Origin of the sequence: Mesorhizobium sp. L2C084A000 (assembly GCF_000502875.1) — a bacterium.
Taxonomy (GTDB): Bacteria; Pseudomonadota; Alphaproteobacteria; order Rhizobiales; family Rhizobiaceae; genus Mesorhizobium.
Map to the genome: position 1 here is coordinate 1 of NZ_AYWX01000012.1, position 12250 is coordinate 12250.

Below are 12250 nucleotides of genomic sequence, written 5' to 3' on the forward strand. Positions count from 1 at the left end.
CGGCGGCAGGCGCAGTCGCCGGAGCCGCGGCGTCGTTGCCGGAAGGCGCCGTCGGCGTGGTGCTGCCGGCGGGCGCCGGGGTGGTCGTGCCGGGCAATTGGTTGAGCACGCCTTTGCCTGCGCCGTCCGACGTCGCCGGCACGCGGTCGAGGATATCGATCGGCTTCTCGCCGTAGCGGGCGACGATCGACAGTGTCAGTGACGTGGCGAAGAAAGCGGCCGCCAGGATCGCCGTCGCACGCGTCAGCGCATTGGCAGCACCACGCGCGGTCATGAAGCCGGATCCGCCACCGATGCCGAGGCCACCGCCTTCGGAACGCTGCAGCAGCACCACGCCGACAAGGGCGAGCACGACCATGAGATGGATGACGATCAGTACGGTTTCCATAGTTTATCCTGGCAAGGCCTTGCCCGGCCGCGGACACGACCGGTGAATTGGAGGCGGCTCAATACAATGCTTTGACGGCATTTCCAAGCCCGTGGCCGGAATATGGGAAGCAACCCGTCCTTTGCAACGATTTCGTGTACCGGAAGCCCTGTCCGGCGCAGCGAATGTCTTCAGGCAATATTGCGATAGGCCTCGGCGATGCCGAGAAAATCCGCCGCTTTCAGGCTGGCGCCGCCGACCAGCGCGCCGTCGACATTCCTGACGCCGAGCAATTCGACCGCGTTGGAGGGCTTGACCGAGCCGCCGTAGAGAATGCGCATCTTCGCCGCGACGCCGCCGAGCTTTTCCGACAGCTTTTCGCGGATATGTGCATGTGCTGCCGCCACATCGCCGGCTGTCGGCGTCAGGCCGGTGCCGATCGCCCATACCGGCTCATAGGCAATGATGGTGTTGGACGGGGTGGCGCTTGGCGGGACCGAACCATCGACCTGCCGCGACAGCACATCCAGCGTGGCGCCCGCTTCACGCTGTTCATGCGTTTCGCCGACGCAAATGATGGCAACAAGCCCGGCACGCCATGCGGCGGATGCCTTGGCCTGGACAGTGGCGTCATCCTCGCCGCGTTGCTCGCGGCATTCGGAATGGCCGACGATGACATGGCTCGCACCGGCATCCCTGAGCATTTCCGCCGAGATGCAGCCGGTGTAGGCGCCGCTCTCCTTGGTATGGCAATCCTCACCGCCGGCATGCACCGGCGTGCGTGACAGGATCTCCGCGGCGTGGGCAAGCAGGGTCGCGGGAACGCAAACCAACGCTTCGGTCTCCGCATCAAGTCCGCTCATGAAGCCGTTGCCGATCATCCTGAGCTCGTTGAGCGAGGCACTGGTGCCGTTCATTTTCCAGTTGCCGGCGACGAGCGGGCGAATTCCTGGCGTCATGGGTTTGCTTCTCCGGATGATATCGGGGCTCTGGCCCTCACTACCAAAATCAGGCCACAAAGCAATCGACAGTGGGCCGGAAGGGCGCTATTGCGCTTGTTTCAGACTCGGCGCATGCGAAAATGCGCATAAATCGGAAGTAAAAATGCTTGGTATATTGAGAAGCGCGGCAGGCACCTGGGTCGCGAAAGGGCTGTTGGTGCTGCTGGTGCTCAGCTTTTTGGTCTGGGGCGTTTCCGGACGGCTGATGGGCGGTTTGGCTGGCCATGATTCGGTCATAACGGCTGGCGGCACCAAAGTGTCGATCAACGAATACCGTCTCGCCTACGATCGCCAGCTCGCCGTCATGTCGCAACAGTTCGGCCAGCGTCTCAGCCACGAACAGGCAAAGGCGCTCGGCGTCGACAACCAGGTGTTGGCTCAGCTCGTCTCTGGTGCCGTTCTCGACGAACAGGCCCGCAAGCTGGGCCTCGGACTTTCCAAGGACCGGCTGGCCGAGTTGACGCGCGAAGACCCGGCATTCAAGGGCCCGGGCGGCCAGTTCGACCGCAGAACATTCGAATACATGCTGCAGCAGATTGGCATGCGGCCCGAGGACTATCTGAAGAACCGTGCCCAGGTGGCGGTGCGCCAGCAGATCGTCGAGGCTGTCTCGGATGGCCTCAAGGCTCCGGACACTTTCTTCAAGGCTGTTGCACTCTATCGCGGCGAAGACCGCACCATCGACTATTTGACGCTGCCCAAGGCACTGGTCGAGCCGATCGCGGCACCGTCCGATAGCGTGCTCTTGGCCTATTTCGAAGCCAACAAGAAGACATATGCGGCACCCGAATACCGCAAATTCTCCTATGTCCGCCTCGAACCCGTCGACATCATGGACACGACCGCCGTCACCGACAGCCAGGTCAGCGACGACTACAACAAGAACAAGGCGCGTTACACCACGCCGGAACTGCGCACCGTCGAGCAGCTTGTATTCAAGACGCCGGATGCGGCCAAGGCCGCACTCGATTCGCTCAAGGCCGGCGCCACCTTCGACAAGCTGGTCACGGCGGAAGGCAAGACCCCGGCCGACACGCTGCTCGGCACGCTTGCCAAGGACAAGATTGCCGACAAGGCGGTCGCCGGCGCGGCCTTTTCGCTCAATGCCAATGAAGTCAGCCAGGTCGTGCAAGGCGCCTTCGGTCCGGTGCTGCTGCGCGTCACCGAGATCAAGCCCGAGGTGGTGAAGCCACTGGCCGAGGTGTCCGATCAGATCCGCAAGGATCTGGCGCTGGGCGAGGCAAGCCGCATCCTTCTGGACGTGCGTGACAATTACGATGACACCCGCGCCGCCGGCAGTTCGCTGGCAGAGGCCGCGGCCAAGCTGAAGCTGAAGGTCGTCACCATCGACGCCATCGATCGCAGTGGGCTGCGGCCAGATGCAAGCATCGTCAAGGACCTGCCGCAATCGCCGGAGCTGATCAAAGCGGTCTTCGACGCCGAACCCAACACGGAAAACGATGCCTTGACCACAGCCGACAACGGCTTCGTCTTCTATGAGGTGGCGTCCATCACGCCGGCTCGCGACCGCACGCTGGATGAGGTTCGTCAGAAAGCCGTCACCGACTGGACCGCGGCGGAAATAAGCAAGCGGCTGGCCGCCAAGGCTGACGAGCTGGAAAAGCGGCTCAAGGCCGGCGCAACGCTCGATGTCATCGCCAGCGAACTGAAGCTCGAAAAGCAGACCAAGCGCGGTGTTAAGCGTGAGGCTGACGACGTCGACTTCGGTAAGGAGGGTGCGGCAGCGATGTTCGGCGTTGGCGAAGGCGGCACCGGCCTGATCCCCTCGCCCACCGGGGACGGGCAGATCCTGTACAAGGTCGCCGAAGTGTTCGAGCCCGCCGGAGCCGATGCCAGCTCGGTGCCGGATGACGCACAGAAATCCTTCACCTCCGGCATGTCGGATGATCTGCTCGATCAGTTGGTGGCGCAGTTGCAGACGCAGTACGACGTTCGCATCGATCAGGCCGCCGTCGCCCAAGCCTCGACAAGATGAGCGCGCTGAAAACCCATATCGCCAAGATCGCGACCGGTAGCGCGCTTTCCTTTGAGGAAGCGCGCGAGGCCTTCGACATCATCATGTCGGGTGACGCGACCCCCGGCCAGATCGGCGGTTTCCTGATGGCGCTGCGCGTGCGCGGCGAGACGGTGAGCGAGATTTCCGGCGCCGTCGCAACCATGCGGGCCAAGATGCTGCACGTCGACGCGCCCACCGATGCCGTCGACATCGTCGGCACCGGCGGCGACAATTCTCACAGCGTCAACATTTCGACGGCATCGGCCTTCGTCGTTGCCGGCAGCGGCGTGCCGGTTGCCAAACACGGCAATCGCGGCCTGTCGTCGCTGACAGGGGCAGCCGATGTGCTGGTGGCGCTCGGGGTCAAGATCGACATCTCGCCCGATTTCATTAGCCGTTGCATCCACGAGGCAGGCGTTGGCTTCATGTTCGCGCCCGCGCATCATCCTGCGATGAAGCATGTCGGCCCGACCCGCGTCGAACTCGGCACCCGCACCATATTCAACCTGCTCGGGCCGCTCTCCAATCCGGCCGGCGTCAAGCGGCAGCTGGTCGGTGTGTTCCTGCCGGAATGGATCCTGCCGGTTGCCGAGACACTGAAGGCGCTGGGTGCCGAGCATGTCTGGGTCGCCCATGGCGACGGCTATGACGAGATCACCACCACCGGCGAGACGCAGGTCGCCGAACTGATCGGCGGCGAAATCCGCAGCTTCACGCTGACCCCTGAAGCGGTTGGGCTGGCGCGCCATAGCAAGGATGAGTTGCGCGGCGGCGATGCGGACTACAACGCCAAGGCCTTGCGCGATATGCTGGGCGGCGGCGCCGGCGCCTATCGCGACACCGTGCTGATGAACGCCGGTGCCGGACTGGTTGTGGCCGGCAAGGCGACGACGCTTGGCGACGGCATCGCGGCGGCGGCGCAAGCCATCGATAGCGGCCGTGCCCTGCAAGTGCTCGACAGGCTGGTCGAGATTTCGAACGGATAACGGATAGAGCGTGTCTGACATTCTTCGCAAGATCGAGGCCTACAAGCGCGACGAGATCGCGGCGGCAAAGGCACGCGTGCCGTTGGCCGAAATCAAGGTCCGGGCAAAAGATGCCGACGCACCGCGCGGTTTTCTTGCCGCACTGGAAGCGAAGCGCAAATCCGGCGCCTTCGCGCTGATCGCCGAGATCAAGAAAGCGAGCCCCTCCAAGGGTCTGATCCGTGCCGATTTCGATCCACCGGCTCTGGCGCAGGCCTATGCCAAGGGTGGTGCTGCCTGTCTTTCGGTGCTGACCGATGCACCGTCCTTCCAGGGTGCGCCTGAATTTCTCACCCGGGCGCGAGCCGCCGTCGCGCTGCCGGCGCTGCGCAAGGATTTCCTGTTCGATCCGTATCAGGTCTACGAAGCCCGCGCCTGGGGCGCGGATGCCATCCTGATCATCATGGCCAGCGTCGACGACGCCCTGGCGAGCGAGCTCGAGGCGACGGCGTTCGAACTCGGCATGGATGCACTGGTCGAAGTGCATGACGAGGCCGAGACGCAACGCGCGCTAAAATTGTCGTCGCGGCTGATCGGCATCAACAACCGCAATCTGCGCACATTCGAGACCAGCCTCGACACTTCAGTGCGGCTGGCGACGATGGTTCCGGCCGACCGCTTGCTGGTCAGCGAGAGCGGTATTTTCTCGCATGACGACTGCCTCAGGCTGCAAAAGAGCGACATCGGCACTTTTCTTGTCGGCGAGAGCCTGATGCGGCAACAGGACGTCACCGCGGCGACGCGCCTGCTGCTGACAGGCAAGGCTTTGGCCGGGGCTATCTGACGATGGTATCAGGTCTTACCCATCTCGGCGCGCAGGGCGAGGCCAACATGGTCGATGTCGGCGACAAGGAAGAAACAACGCGCACGGCGATTGCCGAAGGCTTTGTCGCGATGCAGCCCGAGACGCTGAAGATGATCCTCGCCGGCAACGCCAAGAAGGGCGATGTGCTCGGCACAGCGCGCATCGCCGGTATCATGGCGGCGAAGAAGACGCATGAACTGATCCCGCTCTGCCACCCGCTGCTTTTGACCAAGGTTTCCGTCGACATCGAGCCCGACCATGCTTTGCCGGGCCTGAAGGTCACCGCGCTGGCGCGCGTCACCGGCAAGACGGGTGTCGAGATGGAAGCGCTGACCGCCGCTTCGGTGGCCTGCCTGACCATCTACGACATGGCGAAAGCAGTCGACCGCGCTATGGTCATCACCGGCATCCGCCTGGTCGAAAAGACGGGTGGCAAGTCGGGTGACTACAAGGCGAGCGCCTGATGGCGCTGGTTCCTATCGCGGAGGCGCTTGAACGCCTGCTCGATGGTGCGGCACCTCTAGCCGGCGAAAGCGTTCCTCTGTTCGAGGCGGTGGATCGTGTTCTGGCGGAACCGGTCGTTGCTCTTCGCACCCAGCCGCCTTTCAATGCTTCCGCCATGGACGGCTATGCGGCGCGCGCCGCCGACGTCACGTCGGTCCCATCCAGGCTGTCGGTGATCGGCATGGCGCCGGCTGGACGTGGCTTCGACGGCACGGTCGGCCAGACGCAGGCCGTGCGCATCTTCACCGGCGCGCCGCTGCCCGAAGGCGCCGACACCATCGTCATCCAGGAGAATGTCCGCGACCTCGGCGGCGGCGAAATCGAAGTGACCGAGCCGACGGCGCAATGGCGCAATATCCGCCGCATCGGGCTCGATTTTTCAACAGGCGACATGCTGCTGGAAAAAGGCCGCTTACTCGACCCGGCGGCACTGTCGCTGGCAGCATCGGCCAACCATCCTCGGGTCAGCGTGGTGAAACGGCCGCTGGTCGCCATCGTCGCCACCGGCGACGAATTGCTGCCGCCGGGCAGTGATCTCGGCCCGGATCAGATCATCTCATCGAATGCCTATGGCGTCGCTGCCACCGCACACTCGGTCGGCGCCCGCGCGCTCGATCTCGGCATTGCCGCCGATCGCAAGGAGGCTATCGCTGCCCTGATCAGACAAGCGGTCGCGGCCGGTGCGGATGTCATCGTGACGCTTGGTGGCGCCTCGGTCGGCGATCACGACCTGATCCACGACGTGCTGACCGGCGAAGGCATGACGCTCGGCTTCTGGAAGATCGCCATGCGCCCCGGCAAGCCCCTGATGTTCGGCCGCCTCGGCGACATCAGGTGCATCGGCCTGCCCGGCAATCCGGTGGCAAGCCTGGTCTGCTCGCAGTTGTTCCTGAAGCCGCTGCTGGCGCGGCTCGGCGGCCGCAATCATCGCCAGGACGTTCGCCAAGCGCGATTGGGCGCCGCAATGCCGGCCAATGATTTGCGCCAGGACTATGTCCGAGCCGTGGTCAGGGAAGATGACGGCGTACCGGTGGCGACGCCGTTCGGTATCCAGGATTCCTCGATGCTGAGAATGCTGGCCGACGCCAACGGGCTGATCGTGCGGGCGCCGTTTGCCCCTGCAGCAGCTGCTGGCGAGGCTTGCAGCGTTTTGATGCTGCGCTGAGGAATCCCAGACAAGCCACTCATAACAGACGAGAAAGTGATCCCGGCTCTAGTTCGAGATCAAGCTCTGCGTCAGCGGATGCGCCGGGTCGGCAAGGCCGTCGACAATGCTGTAATGATGCCGGTCGGGCTCGACCACGACGCTGGTGGTGGCGCCGAGGCCGGTCCAGATGTTGGCAAGCAGCGCATTCTGGCGCAGGAATTCGGCGCGCTCGCCGCCACCGGCCCAACAGGTGATGCGGGCGCCATTTATCGGGCGCAGCAGCGCCGGGCTTTCAGCCAGCGCCTCCTCTTCGTCGATTGCCAGTTCCTTGTTCATGCCGGTGCGCATGATCGGACGCAGGTCATGCAAGCCTGAAATCGAAACGACGTGGCGTATGCGCCGCGCCACATCGGCAGCCAACGGCGTGGTTGTCGTCACCATCCGGGTGGCGAGATGGCCGCCGGCCGAATGTCCGGTCAGCATCAGCGGTCCGTCGACCATTGCCGCTGCCTCGCCGATTGCCGCCCCAATCTCCCTGACGATGCCGGCGATGCGTATGTCCGGGCACAGCGTGTAGGACGGCATCGCAACGGCAAAACCGTTGCTGACCGCGCCATTGGCAAGGTGAGACCACAAACTCTTGTCGGTCTCCAGCCAGTAACCGCCATGGATAATCGCCACCAGCCCTTTGGGCGCGGCACTAGGAATGAAAAGATCGAGCCGATTGCGCGGCCCTTCGCCATAGGCGATGTCGAGCCGTGCCCGGCCCTGCGCCGACAGCGCATCACGGAATGCTTGCGCCGGCTTCGCCCATGCGGCCGGCCAGCGATCACTGCCGGCGATATTCGCACCGTTGGCATAGGCATCATCCCAATCGACGATGTGACGTTCGAACATCTGCGCCCTTCCCCAAGACGGCATCGCTACTTGCTAGCAATGGCCACCGCCATGCCATGCGTCAATGCCCTGAGCAAAAACATTTTAGGCTTGAAACAAATTTCGACTGGTGCGATCCTGCCCCAACGAACAGCCGACAATGGGAGGTCTGCTGTGCTGCCCGAACCTGCAGATGTTCACCCTTTCTGGGCGCATCTCAGCAGGTGCGATGGGTAGTACGAAGCTTCCTCAGAGCAGGACCTTAGGATCCACTACATCCGGCCAAGGCGCATCGCGCACTGGTCAGGCAGCAGACGGGATAGCGGCGACATGCTTGGGCCTTCAGCGCATATCGACACGTTCACGCGCGATCACCTGCCGCCGCCGGAGCAATGGCCTGAAATCCTGCTCGACGGCTTCGACTATCCCGAACGCCTCAACGCCGGTGTCGAACTGACCGACAGGCTGGTCGAAAAAGGTCTCGGCGACCACACCGCCCTGATCGGCAATGGCCGCCGCCGCACCTACAAGGAACTGTCCGACTGGACGAACAGGCTGGCCCACGCGCTGGTCGAGAATTATGGCGTCGAGCCCGGCAACCGGGTGCTGATCCGCTCCGCCAACAACCCCGCCATGGTCGCCTGCTGGCTGGCTGCCACCAAGGTTGGCGCCGTGGTCGTCAACACCATGCCGATGCTGCGCGCCGGCGAACTCGCCAAGATCGTCGACAAGGCCGAGATTACCGTTGCGCTGTGCGACACCAGACTGATGGACGAGATGACTGCCTGCGCCAAGGACAGCGCGTTCCTCAAGCAGGTCATCGGTTTCGACGGCACCGCCAACCATGATGCCGAACTCGATCGTGCCGCTCTCGACAAGCCGGTGACGTTCACCGCAGTCGACACGGGCCGCGACGATGTCGCCCTGCTCGGCTTCACCTCGGGCACGACAGGCGTTCCGAAGGCGACGATGCATTTCCACCGCGACCTCCTGATCATTGCCGACGCCTATGCACGCGAAATCCTGGAGGTGACGGCGGACGACATCTTCGTCGGCTCGCCGCCGCTGGCCTTCACCTTCGGCCTTGGCGGGCTCGCTATCTTTCCCCTGCGCTTCGGTGCGGCGGCGACGCTGCTGGAGCAGGCGACGCCACCCAACATGATCCACATCATCGAGACCTACAAAGCGACGATCTCCTTCACCGCGCCGACTGCCTACCGCGCCATGCTGAAGGCCATGGATGAAGGTGCCGACCTGTCGTCGCTGCGCGTCGCCGTTTCGGCCGGCGAAACCTTGCCCGCCCCGGTTTTCGAAGAGTGGACGCAAAAGACCGGCAAGCCGATCCTCGACGGCATCGGCGCCACCGAAATGCTGCACATCTTCATCTCCAACCGCTTCGATGACATGAGGCCTGCGTCGACCGGCAAGCCGGTGGGCGGCTATGAGGCGCGCATCGTCGATGACGAGATGCGCGAGGTGCCGCGCGGCACGACCGGCAGGCTGGCGGTGCGCGGCCCGACCGGCTGCCGCTACATGGCCGATGACAGGCAGAAGGAATATGTGCGCGACGGCTGGAACCTCACCGGCGACACCTTCACGCAGGACGAGGACGGCTTCTTCCATTTCGCCGCACGCTCCGACGACATGATCGTCAGCGCCGGCTACAACATCGCCGGTCCCGAGGTCGAGGCGGCGCTGCTGGCGCATCCGGACGTCGCCGAATGCGCGGTGATCGGTGCAGAGGACGCCGAACGCGGCCAGATCGTCGAGGCGCATGTCGTGCTGGTGCAGGGCGTCGCGCCCGACGCCCTCACCACCAAGCGCCTGCAGGACCATGTCAAGGCAACGATCGCGCCCTATAAATATCCGCGATCGGTAAAATTCATCGCCGCTCTGCCCAAGACCCAGACCGGAAAGATCCAGCGCTTCCGGCTGCGCACGGAGAAAATCAATTGAGCCAACCGTACGATCCGGCGTCCGAAGGCGCCCAGATGTCGTTCAAGGAGCGCATGTCCTACAGCGACTACCTGCACCTGGAGAAAGTGCTGGAGGCCCAGACGCCGCTGTCATCGGCGCATGACGAGATGCTGTTCATCATCCAGCATCAGACCTCCGAGCTCTGGATGAAGCTTGCTCTGCACGAGATTGGCGCCGCGATCCGTTCCATCCGCGCCGACCGGCTCGAGCCGAGCTTCAAGATGCTGTCGCGCGTTGCGCGCATCTTCGAGCAGCTGAACAATGCCTGGGACGTGCTGCGGACGATGACGCCCAGCGAATACACCGAGTTCCGCGACGCGCTCGGCCAGTCCTCGGGTTTCCAGTCCTGGCAGTATCGCGCCATCGAGTTCATGGCCGGCAACCGAAACCTGGCAATGCTCGGGCCGCACAAGCATCGGCCCGACCTGAGCGGGAAGCTGGAAGCGATCCTGGCCGAGCCGTCGCTCTATGACGAGGCACTGCTGCTTTTGGCGCGCAACGGATTCGACATCGGTGCCGATGCCAGGCGCACGGACTGGCGTGAGACGCGAACCGAGAATGAAGAGGTGCTGGTCGCCTGGCAGACCATCTACCGCGATCCGCAGCGCTACTGGATGTTCTACGAACTGGCCGAGAAGCTGGTCGACTTCGAGGACTACTTCCGCCGCTGGCGCTTCAACCACGTCACCACGGTGGAGCGCATCATCGGCCTGAAACGCGGCACCGGCGGCACGTCGGGTGCTTCGTATCTGAAGAAAATGCTCGAGGTCGTGCTGTTCCCGGAGCTGTGGACGGTCCGCACCCGGCTCTGACGTCGAAATGAAAACAGGCACACCGAGGGGACGCGCTGTGGCGGAAAACCCTTCGCGAACAACCGGGGACTGACCGACCATGAGTGGAATTCCTGATCTCGCCGCAGTCGAAGCGATGGATGCCACGGATCCGCTGCGGGCCATGCGCGACCGTTTCATTCTGCCGGAGGGGATGATCTATCTCGACGGCAATTCACTGGGGGCAGCGTCTCATGCCGTTTTCAGCGAGCTGCAGCAGGCGGCGACCCAAGAATGGGCCCAGGATCTCATCCGAGCTTGGAACACGGCCGGATGGTTCGAGATGCCAATCGAACTCGGCGACCAGCTCGGACGCCTGATAGGAGCCGCGGCCGGCCAGACCGTTGTCTGCGACACGACATCGACCAACATCTACAAGGTGCTGCACGCGGCGATGGAGATGCGGCCCGGCCGGTCGGCCATCGTCGCCGAAGGTGACAGTTTTCCCACCGACCTGTACATCGCCGAAGGCGTGGCCTCGACCCGGGATGGCGTCCTGCTGCGCCTCGCGGGTGTCGACGCGCCGACCATCGAAGAGCTGATCGACGAAAACGTCGCGGTGGTGCTGGTCAATCACGTCAATTACAAATCGGGTGAACTGCGCGACATGGCGGCGCTGACGCGCAAAGCTCATGCGGCCGGAGCGCTGATCGTCTGGGATCTTTGCCACACCGCCGGCGCCCTGCCCGTCGAGCTCGATCACGCAAATGCCGATTTCGCCATCGGCTGCACCTACAAGTACCTCAACGGCGGTCCGGGCGCACCGGCCTTCATCTATGCCGCGCAGCGCCACCACGGCGATATCAGCCAGCCGCTCAGCGGCTGGTGGGGCCATGCGCGGCCCTTTGCCTTCGAACGGGGTTATGTTGCCGGCACCGGCATCCGCCGCTTTTTGTGCGGCACTCAGCCGATCCTGTCGATGCGGGCGCTCAAAGGCGCGCTTGCCATCTGGAATGACGTCGACATGGCGGCATTGCGAAAGAAGAGTGTCGCGTTGACAGAACTGTTCATCCAGCTCGTCGAAGCCAGGTGCGGCGCCTACGGTCTCACGCTGGAGACCACCCGCGACGCGACCAGGCGCGGCAGCCAGGTGTCGTTCCTTCACGATCACGGCTATCAAATCATGCGGGCGCTGATCGAGCGCGGCGTCATCGGTGATTTTCGTGCGCCATCGACCATCCGTTTCGGCTTCACGCCGCTCTATGTCGGCTACAAGGATGTGTGGCTGGCGGTTGAGGTGCTGGAGGGTATTCTGCGCACGGGCGCATGGAAGGACCGCCGTTTCGCGGTCAAGGAAGCCGTTACCTGACGCAACGATCCCCGCGATCCACCGCCGCCGCCCTCACTGCCTGGCAGATGACGGAGGGCTGAATTTCCAGCCACAAATGCCAACAGACGTTGGCGTTTTGGCTCCGTTTCGTTCACGGCAAACGAACGTCCCGAAGATTGATATCGTCCTTTGTGGAGGTCGATAGACTGATAATGCCAAGCCTTGGGTCGAGGATGAGCCACAGGTCATTAACCATAATAATTTCAATGGGAACAGGCGCATCGCCGTGCCTAGCGCCTGTTGATCGCGACCCGCTGGCAAGCGCCAAATAATTTCAGCAGCCTTAACAAATTCATTAAACTTTAAACGGTTGCAGAACACAACTGGAACAGATAGGGTTTGTTCTGGGTTTGTTTTTCGATTCTGGTTTC

At 63.3% G+C, this 12250-nt stretch carries 11 protein-coding genes; 8 read left to right on the forward strand and 3 right to left on the reverse strand.

Features of this window, described 5'->3' with window-relative positions; all coding sequences use genetic code 11:
- Both secG and tpiA read right to left on the reverse strand, forming a co-directional pair.
- Window positions 1-388: preprotein translocase subunit SecG (gene secG, locus X735_RS143120; RefSeq protein ID WP_023812908.1), on the reverse strand; the 388-nt coding region annotated here is incomplete at its 3' end.
- A 170-nt stretch (window positions 389-558) separates the two neighbouring features.
- Window positions 559-1326: a triose-phosphate isomerase gene (gene tpiA, locus X735_RS143115; protein WP_023812909.1), complete on the reverse strand. Its 768-nt coding sequence runs from the start codon at window positions 1324-1326 to the stop codon at window positions 559-561.
- Between the two features lie 145 nt (window positions 1327-1471).
- On the opposite strand from tpiA, the gene X735_RS143110 reads away from it, so the two are divergent.
- Genes X735_RS143110 through glp form a run of 5 tightly spaced genes read left to right on the forward strand, consistent with a single transcriptional unit; the run spans window position 1472 to window position 6884 of the window.
- On the forward strand, window positions 1472-3364 hold the full coding sequence (locus X735_RS143110; RefSeq protein WP_023812910.1) for a SurA N-terminal domain-containing protein: 1893 nt from the start codon (window positions 1472-1474) through the stop codon (window positions 3362-3364).
- On the forward strand, window positions 3361-4371 hold the full coding sequence (trpD, locus tag X735_RS143105; protein WP_023812911.1) for an anthranilate phosphoribosyltransferase: 1011 nt from the start codon (window positions 3361-3363) through the stop codon (window positions 4369-4371). The genes X735_RS143110 and trpD overlap by 4 nt, the downstream gene beginning before the upstream one ends.
- Window positions 4372-4381: 10 nt before the next feature.
- On the forward strand, window positions 4382-5194 hold the full coding sequence (trpC, locus tag X735_RS143100; protein ID WP_023812912.1) for an indole-3-glycerol phosphate synthase TrpC: 813 nt from the start codon (window positions 4382-4384) through the stop codon (window positions 5192-5194).
- 2 nt (window positions 5195-5196) lie between these two features.
- Window positions 5197-5679, forward strand: coding sequence for a cyclic pyranopterin monophosphate synthase MoaC (moaC, locus tag X735_RS143095; RefSeq protein ID WP_023812913.1), 483 nt, complete (start codon window positions 5197-5199; stop codon window positions 5677-5679).
- Window positions 5679-6884 carry a gephyrin-like molybdotransferase Glp gene (gene glp, locus X735_RS143090; protein WP_023812914.1) on the forward strand — a complete coding sequence of 402 codons (1206 nt, stop codon included), beginning with the start codon at window positions 5679-5681 and terminating at the stop codon, window positions 6882-6884. The genes moaC and glp overlap by 1 nt, the downstream gene beginning before the upstream one ends.
- Before the next feature lie 48 nt (window positions 6885-6932).
- Here glp and X735_RS143085 read toward each other — a convergent pair whose 3' ends face one another.
- Window positions 6933-7763 carry an alpha/beta hydrolase gene (locus X735_RS143085; RefSeq protein WP_023812915.1) on the reverse strand — a complete coding sequence of 277 codons (831 nt, stop codon included), beginning with the start codon at window positions 7761-7763 and terminating at the stop codon, window positions 6933-6935.
- A 309-nt stretch (window positions 7764-8072) separates the two neighbouring features.
- Here X735_RS143085 and X735_RS143080 point away from each other — a divergent pair, with 309 nt between their 5' ends.
- From X735_RS143080 to kynU, 3 genes are all read left to right on the forward strand, one after another.
- Window positions 8073-9698, forward strand: coding sequence for an AMP-binding protein (locus X735_RS143080; protein ID WP_023812916.1), 1626 nt, complete (start codon window positions 8073-8075; stop codon window positions 9696-9698).
- A complete protein-coding gene (gene kynA, locus X735_RS143075) occupies window positions 9695-10531 on the forward strand; it encodes a tryptophan 2,3-dioxygenase (RefSeq protein WP_031213580.1) in 837 nt (278 codons plus the stop codon). Before X735_RS143080 ends, kynA begins: the two co-directional genes overlap by 4 nt.
- A 79-nt stretch (window positions 10532-10610) precedes the next feature.
- Window positions 10611-11858 carry a kynureninase gene (kynU, locus tag X735_RS143070; RefSeq protein ID WP_023812918.1) on the forward strand — a complete coding sequence of 416 codons (1248 nt, stop codon included), beginning with the start codon at window positions 10611-10613 and terminating at the stop codon, window positions 11856-11858.
- Window positions 11859-12250: the final 392 nt, after the last annotated feature.